Here is a 24,521-nt window from a genome sequence, read left to right on the forward strand (position 1 = left end):
TCCGCTTGTTAGCAGATAACAATATTTGCCAGCGAAGACCGATGACGATCCGTCGGGCTTTTGGCCGCTGACGCCCCATTCGCGAGTAACACCCGTGGCCCGCTATCACATCGAGACCTACGGCTGCACGTCGAATCGCGGCGAGAGCCGCGAGATCGAGCGGCGTCTCCGTGACGCGGGCCACTATCGCGTCGACGGCCCGGAAACGGCCGACGTCGCCATCCTCAACACCTGTACCGTCGTCGAGAAGACCGAGCGAAACATGCTCGAGCGAGCCACGGAACTGAGCGAGGAGACGGCCGACCTGTTCGTCACCGGCTGTATGGCGCTCGCCCAGGGCGAGGAGTTCGCCGGCCTCGACGCACAGGTCCTCCACTGGGACGAGGTTCCGACTGCGGTCACCAACGGCGAGTGTCCGACGACGACCCCCGACGCCGAGCCGATCCTCGACGGCGTTATCGGCATCCTCCCCATCGCGCGCGGCTGTATGTCCGACTGCTCGTACTGCATCACGAAGCAGGCAACGGGTAAGATCGAGTCGCCGCCGATCGAGGAGAACGTCGAGAAGGCGCGCGCGCTCGTCCACGCGGGGGCGAAAGAACTCCGAATTACCGGCCAGGACACCGGCGTCTACGGCTGGGACACCGGTGAACGCAAACTCCACGAACTCCTCGAGCGTATCTGCGCCATCGATGGAGACTTTCGCGTGCGCGTCGGGATGGCCAACCCGAAGGGCGTCCACGGCATCCGCGAGGAACTCGCCGACGTCTTCGCGGCGAACGACGAACTCTACGACTTCCTGCACGCGCCCGTGCAGTCGGGTAGCGACGACGTCCTCGGCGACATGCGTCGCCAGCACCAGGTCAGCGAGTACCTCGAGGTCGTCGAAACCTTCGACGAGGCGCTCGGCTACTGGACGCTCTCGACGGACTTCATCGTCGGCTTCCCGACCGAGACCGACCACGATCACGAGCAGTCGATGGCCCTCCTGCGAGAGACCCGGCCCGAGAAGATCAACGTCACCCGGTTCTCGAAGCGACCCGGCACCGACGCCGCCGAGATGAAGGGCCTCGGCGGCACGATCAAGAAGGAGCGCTCGAAGGCGATGTCCGAACTCAAACTCGAGATCGTCGGCGCCGCCTACGAGGAGATGGTCGGCGAGACCCGGGAGAACGCCCTGGTCGTCGAGGAGGGGACGGGCGACTCGGTGAAGTGTCGCGATTCGGCGTACCGACAGCTCATCGTCCGCAACGCCAGCGAGTACGGCCTCGAGCCCGGGCAGTTCGTCGACCTCGAGGTGACGAGCGCGAACACGGTGTACGCGTTCGCCGAACCGATCTGAGTCTGTGTCCGTACGCGCAGGCTCACTTTTCGGTAATTCTAGGGCTTCGCTTCGAAGACCAGACTGGTCGGCGTCTCCGCCGCGCGGCGAAAGCGCGTAAACCCGCCCTCGGTGACGACGTCGCGAGTCTGCTCTTCACCCGCCTGGGCGCCGAGCCCGTAGCCGACGTCCTGACTGAGCGAATTCGGCGTACAGGCCACCGTCGAGATCGCGTACGCGAGACGGCCAAACGGCGTGAGGTTATCTTCGACGTCGTCCTCGGCGTAGGGTTCGACGATCATCCACGCACCGTCGTCGGTGAGCGTCTCTCGGACGTGGGCCGCCACGCCGACGGGATCGCCCATGTCGTGGAAACAGTTGAACATCGTTACCAGGTCGTAGTCCGTTCCGTTGTACTCCCGTGCGGTCGCCACCCCGAAATCGACGCGATCGGCAACATTCGCCGCTTCCGCCCGCTCGCGCGCTACCGCTATCGAGGCTTCGTGGTAGTCGATACCGACGACCCTCGAGTCGGGGTACGCTTCGGCCATGCGGATCGTCGGTGCGCCGTGTCCACAGCCAATGTCAGCGATCCGTCCACCCGCTTTCAACGCTGCATCTACCCCGTCGAGCGCCTCGATCCAGTCGAGCAGGAAGGCCCCGTAGGACGGGCCGAAGAAGCGTTCGGTGCCGTGAAACACGTCCTCGTCGTGTTCGTGCCAGCCGATGCCCTCGCCCGTTCGAAACGCCTCGGTAAGGTCGGGTTCGATCTTGGCTACCGACGTGACGAGCTGAAAGGCGCCCGGCATGAACACCGGACTCTCCCTGTTGGCTAACACGTACGCCTGCTCGGGAGAGAGACCGTAGCGGTCGGTCTCGGGGTCGTAGGTCACGTATCCGCCGGCGGCCTGCGAACGCAGCCATTCGCGGACGTAGCGCTCCGCGGTATCCGTTTTTTCTGCTACCTCGGTGGACGTGAGCGGCCCGGCGTCGTCCAGTGTCGTATAGAGATCGAGTTCGTCGCCGATGACGGCGAGCGCGGCGTGGACCGTCGCGCCGAGATCGACGAGCGACGTCTCCACGAGTTCGTTCAGTTGCTGTTCGTCGATCGGATCCGCTTCTGTTCGGGTTTCTGTTGTCATTGTCTCATTTCCGTCGCTACACGATTTTGAGGTGTTCACTCCGGAGTTCCTCGACTGCGTAGTCCTTCCTGTGGACGTCACGCAGGTGCGATTTCGCTAATTCGATCGTTTCTTCCTCGTTTTCCGACTGAATAATGAACCGGCAATCGCCAGTTGCCGATTCGCAATCCAGCCTGTGGGCCTGTGCCATTTCTGTACCCCCGGATACACCATCGACCACGACCAGAATAAATATAATTAGAACGATATTTCTATTGGATTGCTGATCGAACTATGGTTCTATAACTAATATGATGTCTTGTCCCGAACCCGATGCAGTATGGGTGCGATCCCCTCGACGACTCTCGAGGCCCTTCGCGGCCCGATACTATGCTGTATGCTAACGTGAGGAAACGTCTTTATCGTCGTTCGCGTGGTTTCTGTATGGACTCCTCAATTCCGAGCGAAACAGCGGGGTCAGCTCAATCCACCGGAGACGAGGCGTTCCAGCTCCTCTCGGACGAGACCAGACTGGCAGTATTACAGGTCCTCTGGGACGCACATGATCCTACAGACGAGACGCCATTGCGGTTCGCCGAACTTCGCCAACGCATCGGCGTCGAGGATCCCGGCCGTCTCAACTACCACTTGAACAAGCTCACGGGTTACTTCGTCCGGCGGACCGAAGATGGATACGAACTCAGAGATTCGGGAAAGCGGATCGTCAGAATGCTCCTTTCCGGCACCGCGATCGACGATCCGGAGATCGAACCAGTGGCGGTGGATATCTCGTGTTGGTACTGCGGAGGGAAACCTAAGTGGAGCTACCGGGATGGGTGGCGATACCTGGAATGTACCGACTGCGACGCCCGGTGCGTCGATACCTTCCCGCCCGGCGTCATCAGCAAAAACGAGTTCCCACCGTCGGGGTTACGGAATCGCACGCCGAACGAAATCAACGAAGCCGATCGGATCTGGGGCACGCATCGACGAGCATCCGTAATAGACGGCGTCTGTCCGGAGTGTGCGAGCGATATGCCCGTTACCGCGGTCGATATCTGCGACGACCATCACCCCGATTGGAACGAGTACCAGTTCTGTGAGGGCTGTGGGTCGCTCTTCTGGATGCTCGTCTCGCACGTCTGCGAGGGGTGTAAATTTCGGTGGCGGATGCCGACGTTGTTCTACCCGTCGAGACAGCCGGCAGTGACCGCGTTCTATTACGAGCACGGCATCGAGTTCGACCTAGCCACGTACGAACAGCGCGCACTCCTCCTCGACTTCGAGGAGGAACTCCTCTCGGAGGATCCGCTTCGTATCGGCATCTCGATTCCGTTGGAGGACGAAGCGCTGCAGGTGACGTACGATGAACGGATGGAGGTGGTGGATGTAAATCGGCGGGAGCGAAAACACTGACTCAACGGTTGCCTACTCGACGGTACATTCGCTGGGTGGGGCTCTATGGTACCTGCGCTGTTAGAACGCCTGACCGTGCAGCAGGAGGGTCACGACAATGGACAGCATCAATCCGGCGACGGGCGAGGTGATTGAAACGTACGACGATCACACTGCGGACGACGTCGATTCCATCCTCGACGAATCGGCGGCGGTTACGAACGATTGGGCGGCAACGAGCATCACTGATCGACAGCAATTACTCGAGCGCGCGGCCGAGATCCTGCGCGAGCGCGAGGACGAGTACGCCGAGTTGATCACCCGCGAGATGGGGAAACCGATCTCCGAATCCCGGGCGGAAGTCGAGAAGTGCGCCTGGGTCTGTGAGTACTACGCCGAACGCGCAGGCGAGTTCCTCGCGGATCGGGTTATCGGGAGCGAACCCCACGCGCGGACGTTCGTCTCCTACGAACCGCTCGGCGCGGTGCTCGCGGTGATGCCCTGGAACTTCCCGTTCTGGCAGGTGTTCCGGTTCGCCGCGCCCCACCTCACGGCGGGCAACGTCGGCCTGCTGAAACACGCCTCGAACGTACCGGGCTGCGCGCTGGCGATCGAGGACGTCTTCCGGGAGGCGGGCTACCCGGAGGGCGTCTTCTCGACGCTGCTGGTCGACTCCGAGAAGATGGAGGACGTGATCCGGGACGACCGCCTCGACGCGGTGACGCTCACGGGGAGCGAGGGCGCGGGACGGACCGTCGCCGAGCAGGCCGGGAACGAGTTGAAGAAGCACGTCCTCGAACTCGGCGGGAGCGACCCGTTCGTCGTGTGCGAAGACGCCGACCTCGACGCAGCGGCCGAGACCGGCGTCGCGGCGCGGACGATCAACTCCGGCCAGTCCTGTATCGCCGCCAAGCGATTCATCGTCGTCGACACCGTCTTCGAGGACTTCCTCGATCGGTTCGTCCAGGAGATGGAGGCCCTCGAGGTGGGTGACCCGACGGACTCGGATACCCAGATCGGTCCGCAGGCCCGCGAGGACCTCGTGGAGGACCTCCACGAACAGGTCGAAGCGAGCGTCGACGCCGGCGCCGACCTCGCGTGTGGCGGCGATCCGATGGACCGCGAGGGCTGGTACTACCCGCCGACGGTGCTCGCGGAACCGCCCGCGGACAGTCCCGCGGCGACCGAAGAGGTGTTCGGCCCGGTCGCGGCGGTCTTCCGCGCCGAGGACGAGGCCGACGCGATCGAGATGGCCAACGACATCCACTACGGACTCGGCGCCTCGATTTGGACGGCCGATCTCGAGCACGGCGAGGGACTCGCCCGCGAGATCGACGCCGGCTGCGTGTTCGTCAACGAACTCGTCAAATCCGATCCGCGGGTGCCCTTCGGCGGCGTGAAGGCGTCGGGATACGGCCGGGAACTCGGGAAGGAAGGAATCCACGAGTTCGTCAATCGAAAGACCGTGTGGGTCCAGTCGCCTGGTGACGAAGACGATGTGGTTCCCACGGAGTGAGTCCCCGTGTCCACTGCATCCAACCTGCTCGTCGCCTGCCTCGAGGAAGAGGGTGTCGAGCACGTCTTCGGCCTTCCCGGTGAAGAAATCGAGGACCTCCTGTTCTCGCTCCGGGAGTCGTCGATCACGTTCGTCCCGACCCGCCACGAACAGGGCGCGGCGTTCATGGCCGACGTACACGGTCGATTGACCGGCAAGGCGGGCGTCTGCCTGTCGACGCTCGGCCCCGGTGCGACCAACCTCGTCACCGGGGTCGCGGACGCTCACCTCGACAAGAGCCCGGTCGTCGCGATCACTGGCCAGGGCGGCCTGGAACGGCTCCACAAGGAGAGCCATCAGGCGCTCGAGGTGGTCGACATCTTCGAGCCGATCGTCAAGTGGAACGCTCAGCTGACTGCCCCGGAGATCGTCCCCGAATCTATCCGCAAGGCGTTCAAACTCGCCGAGTACGAGAAGCCGGGGGCGACCCACCTCGAGTTCCCCGAGGACGTCGCCGGCGAATCCATCGACGCCAGTCCGATCCCCCAGCACGATCAGGTGCGTCGACCCGACCCGGATACCGAATCGGCGGCACGAGCGGCCCGGACGATCGAGGCGGCCGAACGGCCGATCCTCCTCGCCGGAAATGGTGCGGTGCGGACCCGTGCCTCCGATCGACTGCGCGCGTTCGTCGATCGCCTCGACATTCCAGTCGTCGCGACGTACATGGGGAAGGGAGCGATATCCGACCGCGAACCAGCGTCGCTTCTGACGCTCGACTCCGGCCCGGACGAGGAGGCCGCCCGTGCCATCGAACTGGCAGACTGCGTCGTCGCCGTCGGGTACGACATCGCCGAGCACGACCCGGCGGCTTGGAACCCCGACCTCGAGACGGCGGTCGTCCACGTCGATCACGAACCTGCGGAGGTGTACCGTCACTACAATCCCGAGGTGGAGATCGTCGCCGACGTCGGCGCGTCCCTCGAGGCGATCGGCGAGCACCTTTCTGCGGGCGCCTGCTCGCTGTGGTGTGCCGACCGACACGACCGGATCCTCGAACACGTTTCCGCGCCGCCGGAGGTGGACGATCCCGTTACCGTCAGGAGTGCACTCCCCCTGCTTCGCGAGGCGATGGCCGACGAAGACGTCCTCGTCTCGGACGTGGGGAACCACAAACTCGCGATTGCACAGAATTACCCGACCTACGAGCCCAATACCTGCGTCATCTCCAACGGCCTGGCGAGCATGGGTATCGCCGTACCGGGCGCGCTCGCGGCCGACCTCGCCGTGGACGCGAACGTGGTCGCCGCGACTGGCGACGGCGGCTTCCTGATGAACGCGGCAGAGATCGAGACCGCGACGCGCCTCGGCTGTGAGTTCACCATCGTCGTGTTCACCGACGACGATTACGGACTCATCTCTGCACAACAGGTCGACCATCGGGGGGAGTCGACCGGAACGACGCTCTCCAACCCGGATTTCGTCGCCTTCGCCGAGAGCTTCGGAATCGACGCCCGTCGCCCCGAGACGTGGGACGAAATCGAACTGGCGTTCGCGCAAGCGGTCCCCTCTGACGACCTAACCCTGATCGAGGTGCGTCTGGACGCGTTACGTCCGGACTCGAACGGGTGATCGTCGCCTGCGAACTCGCTCGAGGCGGTTACTCGAACGCAAACCGAACCCCGCTCGAGTCGTCCGGGACCTGCGCGCCCTCCTGGGCGGCGAAGGCCTCGTGAACGAGGGCGTACGTCTCCTCGAGTGCCTCGACGATGACGGTAGTGTCGCTCAGGACGGGCATGAAGTTCGTGTCGCCCTGCCACCGCGGGACAACGTGAGTGTGCAGGTGGTCGCCGATCGAGCCACCTGCGCCCTCTCCCAGGTTCAGCCCGGCGTTGAATCCGTCCGGTTCGAGGGCAGTCTCGAGGGCCTCGAAGGTCCGTCGTTTGAGGCGGGCGTGGTCGAGCAGTTCCTCGTCCGTGAGTTCGGTGTAGTCGCCAGTGTGGTGGTGGGGGATCACCATGACGTGTCCGGGGTTATACGGGGCGTTGTTCAGCAACACGAAGGCGTGGTCACTCCGGGCGACGAGACGGTTCTCCCGTTCGTCTTCCCACTCGGGAAGTTCACAGAAGACGCACTCCTCGACGTTCGGATTTTGCTCCTCGCGCCTGATCCACTCGATTCGCCACGGCGCAAAGATCCGGTCCATACGGGTTCCACTCGAGACGAACTGAAAGAGGTGTCGAGAGGTGGTGCGAACGATGAGCAGCGCGAGGACAGACGGGCTCGATTCCGCTATTGTGGCGTGTTGGCCGTTCTCACGGCCCTTGTCGATAATCCAAACTAACATTTTTGTCACGACTTTCAAGAAATCGTGAAATAATCGCTGAGCAATGAGTTTGAACTGTCTAAAACCGTCTCGGGCCTGCTTATGGTCTGTATAATCCCCTGCTTGCGGTTTTCTCGACTCAGGATCCGAAATGAAACTGGGTTTTAATACTACTCTAACGGAAGAATCTCTCAATGGCAACGACTGACAGCTCATTTAACGGATTGACCGAATACTGCAAGGAGTGCGACCTGGACACGCTACACGAAGTGAACGTGCAGATCCGCACCGAGAGCCTGAAGAAAGAGAACGCGCAGTTTTCCCGCGAACCCTACCGCGTCACCGAGTGCCAGCGCTGCGGAACGCGTTCGAGCCAGCGGATGAACAACGCCTGATCACTAGCGTCTAGTGACCCCCGGTCCCCATTTCCTTTTTTCCTCACGTTGTGTTCTGCGGACGATCCGCTTACCGGTCGGTCAACAGGCGGTTCGAGGCTCGACCCCGAGGCGGTTCACTGATCGGCCGTCGTGACTTCACACCCGTCTTCGGTGACGATAATGGTGTGTTCTTTCTGACTGACCAGACAGCCCTCGTCCTCCTTGAGCACGGGGTAGCCGTGGACGACGTTCCGGCGCTTGAGCCGCCGAAGCGCCATCTCGGGGCGGTCGGTCTCGAGCCAGCGGGTCGCAAACGGCAGGGTGCGGAACTCCTCGGTGATCTGTGCGAGCGCGTCTCGCGCCTGCCGGTTGCGAACCGACGCCTCCCGCTCGAGTGAGTAAATCTCCTCGCTCGAGCCCTCGGTCACCTTCCCGCCGCCGTCGGTCGCGAACGGTTCGATGGCGACGACGTCGCCCACCTCGAGCGTCGTCCCCTGGGAGACGGCCCGGTTGGGGATGTTCGGGCTGGTGTGTTGTTCCCAGTGGCCCAGGCCGTGGCCGGTGAGGTTGACCACGGGGTTGTAGCCGTAGCCGTCGATGACCTCCTCGATTTCGGCGCCGATGTCGCCGGTGTTTACGCCAGGTTCGACGAGATCGAGGGCGGCCTCGAGAGCCTGCTTCGAGGCCTCCGCGAGTTCGGGATTTCCAGAGAGGTCGACCGTGATGGCGGTGTCGGCGAGCCAGCCGTCGACGTGGACGCCGATGTCGAGGTTGATCATCTCCTCGCCGAAGGTGGACTCGTCGTCGATGGTCGGCGTGCGGTGGGCCGCCTCCTCGTCGATAGAGATGTTGACGGGGAACGCTGGCTGGCCCCCGAGTTCCCTGATGCGGTCTTCGGCGTACTCGGCGACCTCGAGGTGGCTCACACCGACCTCAACGCGGTCGGCGGCTTCCTGGCGGACCTGGGCGAGGATCGCCCCGGCTTCGCGATGCTTCTCGTACTGTTCGGCCTCGAGGTCGACCGCGCTGTCGCTCATGCCGTGTGCTTGTGCGGGTCGATAAAAAGAGATTGCGTCACAGTTCGACGCGATTCCGCCACCGTTGGGCCCGATCCACTCTCGGCGTGCGCCGGTCTCCGTCCGGATCGACGACGCTCTAGGCCGGCGTTCGCCCGCCCCGGACCAGTTTGAGCACGCCCTGGGCGATTAACCCGAGCATCGTCCACTTCCAGGCGAGCGCCGCGAGGACGAGCAGTCCTGCTGCCCTGATCCGGTGTCCGTTCTTGAACGCCCGTTTCGCCTCCGCGGCGACCGAGAGGACCGTCAGCGATCGAGCCGCTTTCGAGCCCACCAACCGTTTGAGTACCATAGCCGGTCTACCCCTCGAGGGTGGTTACCTCGCGTGCCAGTATACGCAAGTCGTCGCAAGTCGCAAGCCGTCGGCTGGGCGGTCACTCCGGGTCGAACCCGCCCACGAGTCGATCGAGCGCGAAGAGCGCAATCGCCCCGACGACGGTCCAGACGGCAGCCAGGACGACTGTATCGGTCGTCCAGGTGTGTGTCTCGCCGATGTTGTGCAGCGGGGCGGGCGTCGAGCCGGCGATGAGACTCACCAGAAAGATCAGCGTCGTGTTTCGGTGCCGATCGAGCGCTGCCCGGACGATGCGCGCGACGCTCAGCAGGCCGACCAGCCCGCCAGCGATGAACAGAACCACTGTGGTCCCGGGAGCGAGGACGGCCTCGAGCGACCCGCCGCCGGCGAGACCGGCGATTCCCGAGAGAAACGCGCTCAGTTCGCCCGAGAGGAAGACGTACTGGCCGAGCAGGATCAGGATGAGCGATCCGGAGACGCCCGGCAGGATCATCGCGCTGATCGCGAGGGCGCCGGCGAAGACGATGGTGATCGCGCCGCTTCCCGGCAACTCGAGGACGTTCGCCGCGATGAGCAATGCGAGCGACACGCCCGCGATGGCCACGAGTACGTCCGTCCGCGTCCGAACCCGGAGCTCGCGGTAGAGGACGATTGCGGATGCCCCGATGAGCCCCGTGAAAAAGCCAAAGAGGGCGACGGGATGTGATTCCGCGAGCGACGACACCGCGCTGGCGATGAGCGCGACGGCGGTCACTGCACCGAGTCCGAGCGGGAACAAGAAGCCGACGTCCATCTCGAGGAGTGCCTCTCTGGCCGAGTTGCGGTTCTCCGGACGAACGCCGTTGAGCACGGTCCAGATACGAGTCGGGGTGATCGACGTGATCGCCGCGATCAACCGACCGTAGAACCCGAGGAGGAGGGCGATCGTTCCGCCGGAGACGCCGGGGAGGGCGTCCGCCGTTCCCATGCAGAGCCCGTAGGCGTAGATTCGGAACATCGACAGGCGCTCGACGAGGCGCTCGTCGACGCTATAGCCCACGCCGCGTCACCTCGAGGGCGCGTGGCGCTCGCCGGACGGTCGTCGAGGCTGACGATTCGCGGGGCCGTTTGGCGTCCATTACAGGTTCGTACCGCGGGGAGCCCCTAAAACGGTTCTACTCGCCACGGTTCTACTCGCTACTATTCTACTCGCTACGGTTCCTGCGGGCTGCGATCGGCCACCGTTCTAGCGTCGCCGGCCGTCACTCGTTGGCGCCCGAACTCGAGCCGCTTCCGGTCCCCGTGTACTCGCTCCCGATGACCTCGCGCAAACGTTCGGCGGTCACCTCGCCGACGCCGTCGGCCTCACGTAACTCGTCCTCGCTCGCGATCATCACCGCCTCGACAGTCCCGAAGGTCTCGAGCAGCGAGCGGGCGGTCACCGGGCCAACGTCGGCGATCGAGGAGACGACGTACTCCTGTTGCTCGCTCAGGGTCTTCGCCCCCTTCTCGCCGTGGACGGACACCTCGCGGTTCGAGAGCTGTTGTTCGCGCTTGGCGATCGTCGCGAGCAACTCCGTCGTGTCGTCCTCGCTCTCGCTCCGGAGTATGCTCGCGCCAAAGTCGACCGCCAGGCTCGAGAGCGCCCCGCGGATCGCGTTCGGATGGACGTCGCGCTGTTCGTACAGGCCCTCGCCCTCGACGATGACGACCGGGCGGGAGTAGTGCCGGGCCATCGCGCCCACCTGCTCGAACACCGAACGGTCGCCGCCGACGAGCGAGTCGACGAAGTCCGCGGCCGACTTTCGCTCGACCACCACGCGGTCCGAGCAGACGTAGTCGCCGACGTCGAGCGTTTCCAGACGGATTTCGATCTCCTCGCGCCTCGAGAGTTCACGGGCGATATTCGCGTCCATCTCGCGCTGGTCGGCGACGATTTCGACCGTATCGCCCTCGGCGCTGGGTTCGTGGGTTTCGACCGCTGCAGCTTCTTCGTGGGTCCCGTCAGGTTCGCCGTTGCTGTCCTCGTCGTCCGTTTCACCCTCGTCGCTCGAGTTGACCCCGTCGCTCGAGTCCGTCGCGTCGCCGACGAAATCCTGCAGTCCAGGCTGGCTGCTCCTTTCCTGACTCTCACTCGAGATGCCGCTCTCCGATGCGGGTTTCGACCCACCCGACGCCGCGGATGTCCCGCTCTCGAACGCCTCGAGGGATTGCTGGGCGTCGTCGAGTTCGGCCTCGAGGTCGCTGGCCATCCCCTTGAGTTCCCGGAGTTCGCTCTCCATCTCCTTCTCGCGACGCCGCGAGATCCAGAAGTACGCCTCGTCGCGGGTGTCCTCGGCCATCAAAACGACGACGCGCCCCTCCGCCTGGCGGCCGGTTCGACCCTTGCGCTGAATCGACCGGATGGCCGTCGGGACGGGTTCGTAAAAGAGCACGAGGTCGACCTCGGGGACGTCCAGCCCCTCCTCGGCGACCGACGTCGAGACGAGCACCTCGAACTCGCCGGCCCGGAAGTCGTCGAGCACCTCCTGCTGTTGTTTCTGGGTCATCCCGTCGCTGCCCTCGCGGTCGCCCTGCCCGACGAAGCGCTTCGCGTCGAAGCTCGTGTTCAGGAACTCGGTCAGCGCCTCGGCCGTGTCCCTGGATTCGGTGAAGACGATGACGCGCTCGCCGCCCTCGAGCCCCAGCGTTTCGGCCAGGAGCATCCGCGTCTTGCGGTATTTGGGGTGGAGTTCGTCGAAGGACTCCGCCCGGCGCATCGCTTCCCGGACTCGGGGGTCGCTCACCAGCCGCTGGCTCGCTTTCGATGCCCCCGAGCTGCGGGCCTGGTTGCGCTGGCGCTCGAAGTACCGCCGCAGCGCCTCGACGCTCTGGGTCTCCACGAGGGTGACGGCCTGGCGGAGTTTCATCACCTCCGCGTGGACGGACATGCCCTTGAACCCCTCCGACTGGTCGTTGTTGATCAGTTTCTGTAACTCCGCGCGCATTCGGTTGAGGTCCTTCTGGGACTGGTCGGGCTGGGTCGACCTGGCGACCCCCAGTTCTTTGAGCTTCTCGAGACGTTCCGTGATCACGTCGTTCAGGGCGTCCCTGATTTCGATGACGTCGTCGGGCAACTGGATGCGTTCCCACTCGACCTCGGTGTCGTGGGTGAACTCCGCGACGTCGGCGTCGTCCTCGGTCATCACCTCGACCTCCCGGAGCCCGAGGTTCGCACACACCTCGAGGATGGCCTCCTCGTCGCCACCGGGGGAGGCGCTCATCCCCGTCACGAGCGGGTCCGTGGCGTCGGCGTGGTAGCGCTCGGCGATGTAGTTGTAGGCGTAGTCGCCCGTAGCGCGGTGACACTCGTCGAAGGTGCAGTGCGTCACGTCGGCGAGGGAGATGCGAGAGCCCACGAGGTCGTTCTCGATCACCTGCGGCGTCGCCATGATCACGGTCGCCTCGTCCCACAGCGCCGCGCGGTCGTCCGGGCTCACGTCGCCGGTGAAGACGACGATCTCCTCGTCCGGGATCTGAAGGGCCTCGCGATAGAAGTCGGCGTGTTGCTGGACGAGGGGTTTCGTCGGTGCGAGCATCAGGGACTTGCCACCGACCTCGTCGAGGCGTCGAGCGGTCACGAGCAGGCTCACCGTCGTCTTGCCGAGTCCCGTCGGGAGACAGACGAGCGTGTGATCGTTCGCCGCGGTGCCGGCGAGTTTTAGCTGGTAGAGGCGCCGCTCGAGGAAGTCCGACTCGAGCAGCGGGTGGTCGATGGAGGGCGTTCCCTCGTCCGTCGCGGCCATTGACGCGAATTCGAGGCGGGATCGGTTAAGGGTTCTCGTACCGCGGTGAAAGTGGACAAAGCGGTTCCTGACTCTCTCGACGTACTCCTTCTAACTATCTGGGGAGTGTGCGATCAGCTATGGACGAAACGAGAACAGTGGACGGCACCCGTCGCGGCGGAATTTCCCTCCGATCGCTCTCGCGAGGCGACGTCCTCGAGGCCCTGGCGTTCGTGATCGGCGTCAACGTCGTCGGCGGGCTCCCCGCGGTTCTCGGCGGTCCCGACAGCGCCTGGTTCGAGAGCCTCGAGAAACCCGCCTACTACCCGCCCGAACTCGCGTTCCCGGTCGTCTGGACGCTCCTCTTTTTCCTGATGGGACTCGCCCTGTGGCTGGTGTGGCGGTCCTCGAGGGACGGCCGACGGCTGGCTTTCGGGCTGTTCGCCGTTCAGATGGCGTTCAACGTCGCCTGGACGCCGGTGTTCTTCCAGCTCGAGGAGGTGGCAGTGGCGCTCGTCGTCATCGTCGTCCTCTGGGTTCTCCTCGTCGCGACCATCGCGGCGTTTCGACGGGTCGACCGGCGTGCGGCGGCGCTGCTGTTGCCGTACCTCGCCTGGGTGACGTTCGCGGCCGTCCTGAACTATGGTATCTGGCGGTTGAACGCCTGAGTCGGCCGGAACTCGAGATAATCGGAGTACGGTCTGTCGCCTCGGACCTGGCCGACCTTCTCGCTATCGAGTCAGTTCTGGGTTCCCCTCCCGTCCACGTCGACGGGCGCGTCGTGGGCCTCGGACGCCCGCACTCGATCGGTGGCGTACGCGAGCGCGCGTTCGAAGGTCGCCGGGCCGTCGTAGGCCGTCTCGAAGAGCGACATGAACCGGCGGGCGAGTTCGTCGCACCTGGGGAAGCGAAAGACGTGACGAATCGTCCGCGAGGTGGACTCGAGGCCCTCACCGGTGGGACCGTCGGACGACTCGAGTTCGGGATAGGTCGTCGTGGTGATCGCGTACCCCGGCTGATCGTCGCCGTCGATAGAGGCGGGGGCAACTCGGACGCGCAGGTCTCCCGATTCGTGGCGGTACGTGACGTAGGTCATCTCGCGGTCGCTCGTCGCCGGCGTGTACCGTCTGTGGGTCTCGACGTGCCAGCCGGCTGGCGGGTCCTCGAGGTCCTCCTCGGTCATCGTCCACTGAAACGACCGGAACTGCCACGTTCGTATCGACTCGAGCAATATTTCCGGACTAGCGTCCTCCTATCCGACGGATGTCTGGTACTACTGGCGTAAACGAGGCGATTTGTGTGCGTCTGTCCGAGAATAACGCGGCGATCCGGACTATCGGTCGTTCGCCCGCGGATACTCCGCCGCGAACACGTCCTCGACCAGCGGTTCGCCGTCGGTGGTGTTCGCCGTGGCGTCGGGTTCCACCGGGCTGTCCGCACCGGGACTCACACTCCCCGTCCGGTAGCCGTGGAGGTCGAGGGTGACGTGATCGAACCCGAGCTCGAGCAGCGGGTCGCGGATCGCCTCGACGAACGCCGAGTCGAGGGCATCCTCGAGTTCGTCCGGGTCGATTTCGATGCGGGCGAGCCCGTCGTGGTCGCGTACGCGAAAGCCCTCGAACCCCCACTGGCGGACCAGTGCCTCTGCGCGCTCGATGCGCGACAGGCGGTCCTCGGTGACCGACAGCCCCGTCGGGATTCGCGAGGAGAGACAGGCCATCGACGGCTTGTCGGCCACGGAGAGGCCGTACGCCTCGGCCAGTTCTCTGACCGCCGACTTCGAGAGGTCGTGTGCGAGCAGCGGCGAGTGCACCTCGAGTTCCTCGACGGCGCGCAGACCGGGTCGGTGGCCGGCGCCGGGGTCGTCCGCGTTAGTCCCGTCACAGACCGTCTCGATGCCGAGTTCGCGGGCCTTCTCGAGCATCTTCCCCAGGCGCATCGTTCGACAGTGGTAACACCGCTCCTCGTCGTTCGCGACGAAGGCGTCGCTGTCGAGTTCGGAGAACTCGACGACCTCGTGGCGGATGCCGATCTCCTCGGCGACGCGTTTCGCGTCCTCGAGTTCCGATTCAGGGAGGGTCTCGCTCTTTGCCGTACAGGCGACCGCGTCCTCACCGAGGGCTTCGTGGGCGAGGGCCGCGACCGTACTCGAGTCGACGCCGCCGGAGAAGGCGACCAGGACGCCGTCGTGGGTGCGGAGGTCGTCGACGGCGGCCGCGCGTTTTGCCTCGAGGTCGAGGGTCATAGCCATCGTTTGACCTCGAGGGGCAAAAACGCGTTGTCACCGGTGTGGACTCGGCTCGAGTCGCCGTTCGAATCGGTCTACCGTGCTGGGCCGACCGTCGAGTAGGGTCTCGAAACCGGATGGCGTCTTTGAGGGTTCGCGTCGTAACCTGCGTGGAGAAAACACTTATACGCGGACTGACCACTTGGACTACTGATTTAATTCAAATGAATCGATACCATATCCCCGCTATCGTTCTTCTGGTGATCGGGGTCGGATTGCTGGTCGGTTTGGGGTACGCCGTCCTTTCGGAGCCATCGGCGGAACGGACGTACTCTATCGAGGAAGTTGGCTCCGTTACCAACTACGGGCCAGATACGGACAGCATGACCCCGACTTACAACTATTCCGAACTCTCATCGGAGGGGAAAGAGACGTTCCGAAAGACGCTCGACTCGGACGACGGCACGTACGTTGAAACCGGCGGTCGGGGGGAGTTTGCGCCGGATTTTCACCCGCCACAGGACACGCACTCCGGCGATCATCGCATTCGATACGACGACACCTATTACAATTTGGGCGTACAGAGTACTGACACCGGTGGATACGGCCTCGTCTTCGCCATTCCGTTCGTTCTCCTGACCAGTACGATATTCATCTCACTCGGCGCAGTTGGAGCGGGAATGTCTCGTCCCATCTTCCCGACGGCAATACTCGTCGGCCTCGGCTACCTCGTCGTCCGATCTGCCCTGTTCGAGCCCTCTGCCGGAACGCTTCCAGCCGGATTGTCTCGTGGCGACCTCGGGAGCAGCGTGTTGCTGATGATCGGCACGTACGTCGTTATTCGGGGACGATTCGTATGGAAACACCGATCCAGGTAGCGTCGTGAGCGGCCACGGTTCACAGAATCCTGGTGGAATCTAACCGTCGTCGTTCCGACGACATCGTGAAGAACGTTCACAACACGTCGCCGCGAACCGTCGCTCCCGCCTGCTCGCCCCGCCAGGCGTGGACCGCCTCCGCGGCCTCCTGGGCCTCCGCATCGTCCATTCCGAGCATCTCGAGCGCGCCCGACAGCGTGGGAAACGCCAGCTCGCTGTTTCGCACCTTCTCGAGGGCGTCGTCGCTGCGAACCCCGTCGGACCAGAGACAGACGCCCCGCGGGTCGAGCAACTGCGTGTAGTCCTCGCGTAAACGCGCGCCGCGGAGTCGCTGGGTCACGTTGTCCTCGAACCGGGCGTTGCAGACCTCGAGGTGGACCGGTTCGCCGTCGGCGAGCAACTGCGCGGCGAGACACTTCTCGGGAGCGGCGTGGCCGTTCGCGTTGGCCCGGAGGTACTCCGGATGGGCGCGTGCCCATTCGGCTCGAACCGACTTGCCGACGCCCTCGACGCCGTGGCTCTCCTCGAACTCGGCTTCCGCCTCTGGTTCGTCGCGCATCAGGATGTCCTTCGTCAGGTAGACGTCCAGGCGGTCGACGGGGTCGAGACCGAGCGCGAGGTCGCCGTATATCCACACCTCGTGGACGGGAACTGGCAGTGGATCCGAGTCGACGGTCTCGAGGATCGCCTCCACCCTGTCGACGGCGTCGGCCCGGCTGAATCCGCTCATGGCTCGAGGTTGGGGCGAGTCGGGCAAAACGGTTTTCCTCGACCTGTGCTGACCAGCGAACTCGCTCGATCGCCTCCGCAAACGCCGGTTTACGCCCGCTTGGACTCGTCGGTCCCGACGTACACCTCCTTCTCGGCTCTCGCGTGACGGGTGCCGTCCGCGGCAACGATGTCGACCGCATAGGTCCGGGTCGTGGAGGACTCGGTCTCGAGGACCGACTCGATTTCCTCGAGTTCTTCGTCCGAGAGCCGAAACCTGGCGTACAGCGTCTCTTTGGCCGGCTTCTCGAACTCGATCGTCGCGCCTTTGTCCCAGACGACGTAGGAGTCCTCGAGTGCCTGGACGAGCATTATCGCGTAAATCGGGTCGATGGCGGCGTAGATGCTCCCACCGAAGGTCGTCCCGAAGACGTTCTTCGTCCGCCAGCTACGCGGGATCGAGACGCGGACCTCCTGCCAGTCGCTCGCGATGTACTCGATTCGACCGCCGGCGAGTCGATACGCTGGAAAGAGATTGAAGCGATGGCGTGCGAGTTTCGTCCGAAGGGATTCGGGCATTGCGTGGGTGTATTGTCTCGAAGGGGCAAGGTAGCGCCTTCGATCCTGGCGTGTGGAGTGCTGGCTTCCACCCCCGAGTTCAGCGACGGACGGCGTACGCTTTTGTCACTTCCCGACGAATAGACAGCCGAGATGCGCCATCGAATCTTCAACGACGAGGGCGAGGAGGACCTCGTCTTCGTCATGGGCTTCGGGAATCGCTGGACTCACGAGAACGTCAGCTGGCTCGTCGGAACGCTCGCCAACGCCGGCTACCGCGTCCACGCGTTCGAACTCCCGACGAACATCGAGGACTTCAAAGCCGACTGGCTCGAGCCCGTCGCTGAGTACGTCGTCGACCTCGAGGACTATCAACTGCTGGCTCACAGCGCGGGCTCGCTCGTCGCCCAGGCGCTCGACGGCGCGGACAACCACGTCTACCTGAGTCCGTGGTGGGGGTACAACGAGCGGGTTCCCGACCCGATTCTCGACCTCCTCTCCCAGATTCCGACGAGTGCGCCGTTTCTCCCGCGCGGTGAGACCGACAGATCGGCCATCGGCGACCTCGCGACGGACCACCAGCTCGCGACGGGCCCGAAGTGGGTTTCGCCGTCGTTCGTCCGGGAGACGCGCCGCGCCCAGGGCGACCTCCTGGCGATCGACCACGACGCCGTCGTCTTCTGCTCGCTCAAAGATCCCATCATCGACCACCAGCCCATCGGCGAGCGGGTGCCGCCCGAACACGTGGTCCTCTACGACGGCGGTCACGAACTGTTCTCCTCGAGCGTCCGCGACCAGTACGTCGGCCTCCTGTTGACCGCGCTCGAGGGCGGGGCCGACGCGATCGAAGCCGCCCACGGGATCTACACGCTCGAGGAATCGGTCGGCCGTGGCGACGCTGTCGACGCCGACGCTGGTGACGCCGACACCGACGCAGGAGACGAAGCTGACGCCGTCGACGCGACTAACTAGACGTTGCAGCCAGCCAGAACCGACCAGTTTCAATCAGGGAGGAGCGACCAGTTACTGTCGGCGAGGAGCGAAACGCGTTTCCCCCCGAACCCGCTACCTCGAGTCGATGAACTGCAACCGGTGTGACGCCGAGGCGGTGATGCACGCCGCCTACTCGGGGGCGCACCTCTGTGAAGACCACTTCCTCGAGTCCGTCGACAAGCGGGTCCGACGCCGGATTCGCCGCGACGACCTGGTCCCGCGAGACGCAACTCCAGAAAACCCCCAGACGTGGGTAATCGGCCTCTCGGGCGGGAAGGACAGCGTCGTCCTGACCCAGATCCTCTCGGAGACGTTCGCCGAGGACCCCCGGATCGAACTCGTCTGTCTCACGATCCACGAGGGCATCGAGGGCTATCGCGACGAGAGCCTGGCGGCCTGCCTCGAGCTGACCGAGGACCTCGACATTCGTCACGAGGTGGTGAGCTACGAGGACGAGTTCGACGTCCGCATGGACCACGTCGTCGAGGACGACCCCGAAAACATGGCCGCCTGCGCGTACTGCGGCGTCTTCCGGCGCGACCTCCTCGAGAAGTACGCCGACCGCTTTGACGCCGACCTGATGCTCACCGGCCACAACCTCGACGACGAGGCCCAGACGGCCCTGATGAACTTCCTCGAGGGCGACGTCTCCCAGATCGCGAAGCACTTCGAAGCGAGCCTCGGCCCGCTCGACGAACGCCGGGACCAGGACAACTTCGTTCCCCGGGCCAAACCCCTCCGGGATGTCCCCGAGAAGGAGGTCGCTCTCTACGCCCACCTCCGGGACCTGCCCGCCCACATCACTGAGTGTCCCCACTCGAGCGAGGCCTATCGCGGCGAGATCCAGCAGCTTCTCTACGGCCTCGAGGAAGATCACCCCGGAACACGCCACTCCATCCTCTCGGGCTACGAGGAACTGGCCGGTATCGTCGCCGATCGCTACGACGAAGACGGCGACGACGCCGACCTCCAGGCGTGTACCGAGTGCGGCTCGACGACGACGCGGGAAGTCTGTCGAAAGTGCTCGTTGCTCGAGTCGATCCACGCGGTTTGAGTTCTCTCGAGGAATGTCTCGGCGTATTACGTCGTCGTACTCAGGAGTTCCACCCTCGTCAGTGGCGTCTCGAGAACGGCCGGCGGTGCTCGCGGAACCCACGTGTAGGTAGCGTCTCGCCGAGAGTCGCCACTTGAGGGTGTGAAAGCGTCGGTCGGCCAAAGTGGTGTGTCTGGTGTGGTGTCCTGCGGCGGCGGTGTGTCAGGGCCGCCACAGGTGGCCGACCGATGGTGTGTCGTGATTCGTGATTCGCGGTCGCGATTGCGTTGGTGTGTCAGTCGCGATTGCGTTGGTGTGTCGTTTCGGCTCGACGGTCGAACGGCTGACGGCTAGTCCCCGCGTTAGCGGATAACGTCGACGCCGTTGTTCCGCTCGACCTGGTCGCGGCCGCCGTCGCTCTGAGCACCGAAGCTCGAACTCGAGCCCGAGTGCGAGCGCGAACTCGAAGTCCGCCCGCCCGATCCTCGCTCCTGTGTCTGCTGGGAGCGAACGTTCTGGCTCGCGTCGAAGTCCGCTTCGGTCACGCCCTCCAGGCTGGCACGGGACTTGTCGGCCTGCTTCTGGGTACTCGGGCCGAGCACCTGCGCGCTCTGGACGCCGGTCATGATCGCCATGACCCGCACCTTGCCCTTGTAGCTCTCCTGGATCCGGGCGCCCCAGATCACGTTCGCCGAGGCCTCGAGGCGCTCGGTGATGTTGTCGGCGATTCCCTCGGCCTCCTTCAGCGTGAGGTCGGGGCCGCCGGTGATGTGGACCAGTCCGCCGGAGGCGCCGCGATAGTCGACGTCCAACAGCGGATGGTTCATCGCGTCGCGGACGACCTCCTCGGTCTTGTTCTTGTCCTGGGTCTCTCCCACGAGCATCACCGCGACGCCGCCCTGGTTCATGATCGTGGACATGTCCGCGTAGTCCAGGTTGATCAGGCTCGGCTGGGTGATCGTCTCGGAGATGCCCTTGACGGTCTCGGCGATGATCTGGTCCATCACCGAGAACGCCTTGCCGATCGGCAGATTCGGGACGTAGTCGAGCAGCCGGTTGTTGTCCAGGACGATGATCGAGTCGGCCTGCTCGCGCAGCTTCTCGAGGCCTTCCTCGGCCTTGACCGTGCGGGCGCGTTCGACGTTGAACGGCGTCGAGACCATCCCGACGACGATGGCGCCCTGCTCTTTGGCGATCTTCGAGGCGACGGGAGCGGCACCGGTTCCGGTACCGCCACCCATGCCGGCCGTGACGAAGACGAGGTCCGCGTCTCCGAGGACCTCCTTGATCGTGCCCTGGGCCATCTCGGTGGCACGCTCGCCCATCGAGGGGTCGCCGCCGGCACCCAGTCCGTTCGTGAGCGACTTGCCCACGAGGATCTTGGTGTCGGCCTCGATCATCTTCAGGTGCTGCTTGTCGGTGTTGATCGCGATCGTCTCTGCGCCTTCGACACCGATGTTGTACAGCCGGTTGATCGTGTTGTTGCCGGCTCCACCGCACCCGATGATGACGATTCGGGGCTCCCCGAACTCGTCGTCGTCGAGGGAGCCGTCCATGTTCTTGGCCTCTTCTTCGGCGTTCTCGAGGGCGTCTTGCACGATGTCCTGCATCGTTACACCTTCGCCCAGCCGCGTTTACCCGGCTGTTCGTGGCGACCCTCGTACTGGTCGTTGATCATTTCTCGCACGGCCGAACGGATAGCTTCGCTCCGGTTTGGAAACTCCCCGGTCTCGACCAGCTGTTCGACTTCTTCGATCTGCTGTTTCGGTATTCGCAGTGTCACACGCTCCATTATTGTATTCCCCGTATTGGGTAAGACGGTGCGCGCCCCTGTCAGACGCGGCGTGTCTTACACGTTGAATCGCCCGACTTCGGACGATTCCCGGGTGACTTCCACCCGCTGTAAGACAACCGTCTTACGCGACTGTAGCCAACAGGCTGCTATGTATTAAAACTATCGGCGTCCGTGACCGTCTGTGTCTTACGACGGAATCGTTTGTATGACAGTCACGACTGATTCGACTCGAGCACGTCCGCTGCGGGCGTTCGACGCCCACAGCTCGGACAGAACGCCCAGTCCGATCGCACCTCGTCCCCGCAGTCACAGAAGACGCGGTGGGTCGCCTTCTCCCCGCAGTTGGGACAGAAGACGTGTTCGGACTCGAGTCCCGTCCCGCACTGGCCACATGCGTGCGCGCCTCGAGCGGAATGGTCCTCCATCGAACGCGCCGGTTGGTCTCGCGTCGAGCCGTTCGAGGGGCTCGAGCGGTCGGCCGTGCGCGTTTCCTCAGCCGAGGTGGCAGCGGAAGCGGATTCGGTCTTGCGTGCGCGCGTCGCCTCGACGCCCTCGAGCGCGATGGAGACGTTGACGTCCTGGCCGCTCGACGAGTGACGAGCGGACAATCGCTGCTCGAGCAGGGAGTCGATCCGTTCCTCGAGCAGGGCGTCGAGGCTGTCGTCCGGAGCGTCGGCGCGAGCGTCGTCGGTCGGACGGGCGTCGACACCGTCTGTCGGCTGCTCGTCCAGGTACGCTCGGAGTGCCTCGCGCATGACCTCGCTCTTCGAGGCGTCGAAAGCCTCGAGTTCGGCGACGAGGTCGTCGTCCGCGCGGAACGTGATCTTTCCCATGGTCGATTCAGTTACCGACCATATTATAACTCATCCTATATGAAACTTCCCACGCGTCCGACGGGTGTCTCACACGGCACGAATAATAACCCTTATACCGCCTTCGTCTGCTACGTATGAGTGACCGCTCTTAGCTCAGCCTGGTAGAGCAGTCGACTGTAGATCGACTTGCCCCCCGTTCAAATCGGGGAGAGCGGACTGATCTTCCGGCCGTTCTGTAGTAGTTAGCGATTCCGACGTAAACGCAGACTACAGCGTACCTCCTACCGGATTCATTTTTCCGAAAACGGGCGTCAAAAGTGGAGTAGAACTTGAAACCCGTTGCGGGTCGCCTACTTCCTGCGATTTTGGGAGTGGAAACGGGGGTGGTCGACGTGGCAGTGAGCGACTGGGTTGCCGAGATCGGATCGACCTGTCGGCACTGCGGCGCCCGTTCCAGGCTGTCAGCGGCTGGTTCGGAGCTCGATGCTCGTCTCTTCGCTGGCCCCGAGTTCGTCGATGACGGTAAGCGTGACCGGCCACTCCACACACGGTTCCTCGAGTTCGACGCGAACTCGTTCGCCCTCGACCGTTCCGTATCCATCGATTTCCCACTCGTAAGACGCGATATCTCTCGAGCCACCGGACGAGGTGGAGGCGTCGAGGACAACCGTCGTCCCGGGTTCGAAGCGAGTCTCCTGGGCGTCCGATGGTTCCGTCTCGATGCGAGGCGTCGGCGCCTCGTAGCGTTCCTCGCTTACCTCCACGGTCCTCGTCGTCGATGCCGTCCACCCGTAGGAGTTACTTACCACGAGCGTCGCCTCGTACTGACCGCTCTCGTCGTAGGCGTACGCGATCGAATTGTCTGTGCTCGCGGTCGTTCGATCGGTCGTCCCATCACCGTCGAAGTCCCAGCGGAACTCGGCGGTCCCAGAGTCGCCGTCGAAGTCGCCGAAGGCGTCTGATCGGTTCTCGAAATGGACGGGCATCTCACGCAGAATTTCGTCGGGGACGACGGTGAAGGATGGGGCGGGTTCGGCTGATGCGGTGGCGTCGCCTCCTGCCACCACCGCGGCCAGGCCGAAGGTCTCCTCGCCAGCAGCCGAGAAGCCCCCGACGTACGCCGTTCCGTCGACCACCGCTGGTGGGGTGATAATCTCCGCGTTCCGCTGCGGTCGATACTGTCCGGTGGGATCGCCCGTATCGGGGTCGAGGGCGTATATTCCGGCCGCCTCCGTTCCGACGTAGACGGCCCCGTCAACCAGAACCGGAGAACTGCTTACGGTGACGCTCGAAGGGGCGAATCGCCACTGACGGTCACTGGTGGCCGAATCGACGGCGATCAGCCCGTCGCCGTCGAGGAAATAAACCGACCCGTCGGCGACGGCAGGTGACTGCTCGGTGAAAAACCTGGGCGTGAAGCCGGAGAGTTCCTCGCGCCATCGTTCCGTTCCATCCGGTGTAAACGCGAACAGTGCATTGTTCGTAGCGAAGAATACCTGTCCGTCGTCTATTGTCGGCGTCGAGAGGTTTCCGGGATTGCGTCCCGCGCGTGGGAGGTCTACGCGCCAGCGTTGGTCACCTGTGTTGGCGTCGACCGCGTACAGCGCGCCCTCACTGGCGTCCGTGCCGACGCCGAAGTATGCGACGCCGTTCGCGACGGCGACGCCGGTCACCTCCATTGGACTGCCGGGAACGTCGGCCTCGACGGACCATTCGACGGACCCGTCCGTCGCGTTCAGCGCGAATATCAGCCCGCCCTCGGGCGCGCGAGCGGCGGTGAAAACGGTACCGTCCGCGACCGTCGGCGATCCCTCGTAGTACGAGCTGTTGCCGAACGACCAGCGCTGCTCGCCGGTAGTGGCATCGAGGGCGAGCAACGGGCCGCCGTGGCCGCCGACGAGGACCAGCCCTTCGGCCACCGCAGGCGACGATTGCGCTACCGTCGTACGGGTGCGCCACCGCTCCGACCCGCCGGCGTCGACCGCGTGGACGACTCCCGAGTGGCCATCGTCAGCGTCGCCGCCGTCGCCGGTGTCGTTCGAGACGAAGTACAGCGTTCCGTCCGCTACCGCGGGTGCCGAGGCACAGCCGTACTCGCCGACGTTCCGGAACCGCCACGTCGCGTGGAGGCTTTCCGACGGGCCCGACAGGGGAGCGTTTCCGCGCTTCGCCGCGTCGAACTGTAGCTGAGGCCAGACGGGCTCGGAGGCGTCGCGGCTCTCGTCGTCCGCGAGACCTTCGCTGCTGAGTAACGTGCCGCCGAGCGCGAGACCCGTTGCGCCGAGGAGGTTTCGTCGAGTGAATCTCCGCATACCCACCGACTCTCTCGCTCTGGATATTATTATGGAACTTATTATACAGTTCC

At 64.2% G+C, this 24,521-nt stretch carries 24 protein-coding genes and 1 tRNA gene; 10 read left to right on the forward strand and 15 right to left on the reverse strand.

What is annotated here, in order from left to right:
- Positions 1-94: 94 nt before the first annotated feature.
- Complete coding sequence (locus AC6I65_RS03745) at positions 95-1,342, forward strand: tRNA (N(6)-L-threonylcarbamoyladenosine(37)-C(2))-methylthiotransferase (RefSeq protein WP_497902731.1); 1,248 nt, start codon at positions 95-97, stop codon at positions 1,340-1,342.
- 38 nt (positions 1,343-1,380) lie between these two features.
- Here the strand turns inward: AC6I65_RS03745 and AC6I65_RS03750 are convergent, their stop codons facing one another.
- Together AC6I65_RS03750 and AC6I65_RS03755 are read right to left on the reverse strand one after the other, a co-directional pair.
- Entirely contained in the window at positions 1,381-2,463 is a 1,083-nt protein-coding gene (locus tag AC6I65_RS03750) for a class I SAM-dependent methyltransferase (protein ID WP_497902732.1), read from the reverse strand.
- A 16-nt stretch (positions 2,464-2,479) separates the two neighbouring features.
- The gene (locus AC6I65_RS03755) at positions 2,480-2,653 is read right to left on the reverse strand and encodes a DUF1059 domain-containing protein (protein ID WP_497902733.1); all 174 of its coding nucleotides are present in this window, start codon (positions 2,651-2,653) and stop codon (positions 2,480-2,482) included.
- Between the two features lie 233 nt (positions 2,654-2,886).
- Between AC6I65_RS03755 and AC6I65_RS03760 the strand changes: the two genes are divergently transcribed.
- From AC6I65_RS03760 to AC6I65_RS03770, 3 genes are all read left to right on the forward strand, one after another.
- Positions 2,887-3,858: a DUF7351 domain-containing protein gene (locus AC6I65_RS03760; RefSeq protein WP_497902734.1), complete on the forward strand. Its 972-nt coding sequence runs from the start codon at positions 2,887-2,889 to the stop codon at positions 3,856-3,858.
- A gap of 97 nt (positions 3,859-3,955) precedes the next feature.
- The gene (locus tag AC6I65_RS03765; protein WP_497902735.1) at positions 3,956-5,353 is read left to right on the forward strand and encodes an NAD-dependent succinate-semialdehyde dehydrogenase; all 1,398 of its coding nucleotides are present in this window, start codon (positions 3,956-3,958) and stop codon (positions 5,351-5,353) included.
- 6 nt (positions 5,354-5,359) lie between these two features.
- On the forward strand, positions 5,360-6,964 hold the full coding sequence (locus AC6I65_RS03770) for an acetolactate synthase large subunit (protein ID WP_497902736.1): 1,605 nt from the start codon (positions 5,360-5,362) through the stop codon (positions 6,962-6,964).
- Between the two features lie 28 nt (positions 6,965-6,992).
- On the opposite strand, the gene AC6I65_RS03775 is transcribed toward AC6I65_RS03770, so the two are convergent.
- The gene (locus AC6I65_RS03775; RefSeq protein ID WP_497902737.1) at positions 6,993-7,538 is read right to left on the reverse strand and encodes an HIT family protein; all 546 of its coding nucleotides are present in this window, start codon (positions 7,536-7,538) and stop codon (positions 6,993-6,995) included.
- Between the two features lie 314 nt (positions 7,539-7,852).
- On the opposite strand from AC6I65_RS03775, the gene AC6I65_RS03780 reads away from it, so the two are divergent.
- Positions 7,853-8,053: a DUF7835 family putative zinc beta-ribbon protein gene (locus AC6I65_RS03780; protein ID WP_254159655.1), complete on the forward strand. Its 201-nt coding sequence runs from the start codon at positions 7,853-7,855 to the stop codon at positions 8,051-8,053.
- Positions 8,054-8,169: 116 nt separating this feature from the next.
- Here the strand turns inward: AC6I65_RS03780 and map are convergent, their stop codons facing one another.
- From map to AC6I65_RS03800, 4 genes are all read right to left on the reverse strand, one after another.
- Positions 8,170-9,072 (reverse strand): type II methionyl aminopeptidase, encoded by a 903-nt coding sequence (map, locus tag AC6I65_RS03785; protein WP_497902738.1) that lies wholly within the window; start codon positions 9,070-9,072, stop codon positions 8,170-8,172.
- Positions 9,073-9,190: 118 nt separating this feature from the next.
- Positions 9,191-9,403: a hypothetical protein gene (locus AC6I65_RS03790; protein ID WP_497902739.1), complete on the reverse strand. Its 213-nt coding sequence runs from the start codon at positions 9,401-9,403 to the stop codon at positions 9,191-9,193.
- An 82-nt stretch (positions 9,404-9,485) separates the two neighbouring features.
- Positions 9,486-10,445 carry a DUF368 domain-containing protein gene (locus AC6I65_RS03795; RefSeq protein ID WP_497902740.1) on the reverse strand — a complete coding sequence of 320 codons (960 nt, stop codon included), beginning with the start codon at positions 10,443-10,445 and terminating at the stop codon, positions 9,486-9,488.
- A 202-nt stretch (positions 10,446-10,647) separates the two neighbouring features.
- Positions 10,648-13,170, reverse strand: a complete 2,523-nt coding sequence (locus AC6I65_RS03800; RefSeq protein ID WP_497902741.1) for a DEAD/DEAH box helicase — start codon at positions 13,168-13,170, stop codon at positions 10,648-10,650.
- A gap of 119 nt (positions 13,171-13,289) precedes the next feature.
- Between AC6I65_RS03800 and AC6I65_RS03805 the strand changes: the two genes are divergently transcribed.
- On the forward strand, positions 13,290-13,817 hold the full coding sequence (locus AC6I65_RS03805) for a TspO/MBR family protein (protein WP_497902742.1): 528 nt from the start codon (positions 13,290-13,292) through the stop codon (positions 13,815-13,817).
- Between the two features lie 71 nt (positions 13,818-13,888).
- On the opposite strand, the gene AC6I65_RS03810 is transcribed toward AC6I65_RS03805, so the two are convergent.
- Complete coding sequence (locus tag AC6I65_RS03810; RefSeq protein ID WP_497902743.1) at positions 13,889-14,332, reverse strand: hypothetical protein; 444 nt, start codon at positions 14,330-14,332, stop codon at positions 13,889-13,891.
- Positions 14,333-14,482: 150 nt separating this feature from the next.
- Positions 14,483-15,400, reverse strand: coding sequence for an ATP-dependent sacrificial sulfur transferase LarE (larE, locus tag AC6I65_RS03815; protein WP_497902744.1), 918 nt, complete (start codon positions 15,398-15,400; stop codon positions 14,483-14,485).
- Between the two features lie 200 nt (positions 15,401-15,600).
- Between larE and AC6I65_RS03820 the strand changes: the two genes are divergently transcribed.
- Entirely contained in the window at positions 15,601-16,254 is a 654-nt protein-coding gene (locus AC6I65_RS03820) for a DUF7979 domain-containing protein (protein WP_497902745.1), read from the forward strand.
- Between the two features lie 76 nt (positions 16,255-16,330).
- On the opposite strand, the gene AC6I65_RS03825 is transcribed toward AC6I65_RS03820, so the two are convergent.
- A complete protein-coding gene (locus tag AC6I65_RS03825; RefSeq protein WP_497902746.1) occupies positions 16,331-16,984 on the reverse strand; it encodes a DUF7095 family protein in 654 nt (217 codons plus the stop codon).
- 89 nt (positions 16,985-17,073) lie between these two features.
- Positions 17,074-17,541 (reverse strand): DUF4442 domain-containing protein, encoded by a 468-nt coding sequence (locus tag AC6I65_RS03830; protein WP_497902747.1) that lies wholly within the window; start codon positions 17,539-17,541, stop codon positions 17,074-17,076.
- Positions 17,542-17,673: 132 nt separating this feature from the next.
- On the opposite strand from AC6I65_RS03830, the gene AC6I65_RS03835 reads away from it, so the two are divergent.
- Together AC6I65_RS03835 and ncsA are read left to right on the forward strand one after the other, a co-directional pair.
- Positions 17,674-18,492, forward strand: coding sequence for an alpha/beta fold hydrolase (locus tag AC6I65_RS03835; protein WP_497902748.1), 819 nt, complete (start codon positions 17,674-17,676; stop codon positions 18,490-18,492).
- 106 nt (positions 18,493-18,598) lie between these two features.
- Entirely contained in the window at positions 18,599-19,567 is a 969-nt protein-coding gene (gene ncsA / locus AC6I65_RS03840) for a tRNA 2-thiolation protein NcsA (RefSeq protein ID WP_497902749.1), read from the forward strand.
- A gap of 341 nt (positions 19,568-19,908) precedes the next feature.
- Here ncsA and ftsZ read toward each other — a convergent pair whose 3' ends face one another.
- From ftsZ to AC6I65_RS03855, 3 genes are all read right to left on the reverse strand, one after another.
- On the reverse strand, positions 19,909-21,156 hold the full coding sequence (ftsZ, locus tag AC6I65_RS03845) for a cell division protein FtsZ (protein ID WP_497902750.1): 1,248 nt from the start codon (positions 21,154-21,156) through the stop codon (positions 19,909-19,911).
- A 2-nt stretch (positions 21,157-21,158) separates the two neighbouring features.
- Positions 21,159-21,338, reverse strand: a complete 180-nt coding sequence (cdrS, locus tag AC6I65_RS03850) for a transcriptional regulator CdrS (protein ID WP_253433115.1) — start codon at positions 21,336-21,338, stop codon at positions 21,159-21,161.
- A 215-nt stretch (positions 21,339-21,553) separates the two neighbouring features.
- Positions 21,554-22,174, reverse strand: coding sequence for a double zinc ribbon domain-containing protein (locus AC6I65_RS03855; protein WP_497902751.1), 621 nt, complete (start codon positions 22,172-22,174; stop codon positions 21,554-21,556).
- 124 nt (positions 22,175-22,298) lie between these two features.
- On the opposite strand from AC6I65_RS03855, the gene AC6I65_RS03860 reads away from it, so the two are divergent.
- Positions 22,299-22,372 (forward strand) — tRNA-Tyr (locus tag AC6I65_RS03860).
- A 245-nt stretch (positions 22,373-22,617) separates the two neighbouring features.
- Here the strand turns inward: AC6I65_RS03860 and AC6I65_RS03865 are convergent.
- Positions 22,618-24,468 carry an outer membrane protein assembly factor BamB family protein gene (locus AC6I65_RS03865; RefSeq protein WP_497902752.1) on the reverse strand — a complete coding sequence of 617 codons (1,851 nt, stop codon included), beginning with the start codon at positions 24,466-24,468 and terminating at the stop codon, positions 22,618-22,620.
- Positions 24,469-24,521: the final 53 nt, after the last annotated feature.

It is taken from the genome of Natronosalvus sp. KLKA75, assembly GCF_059736265.1.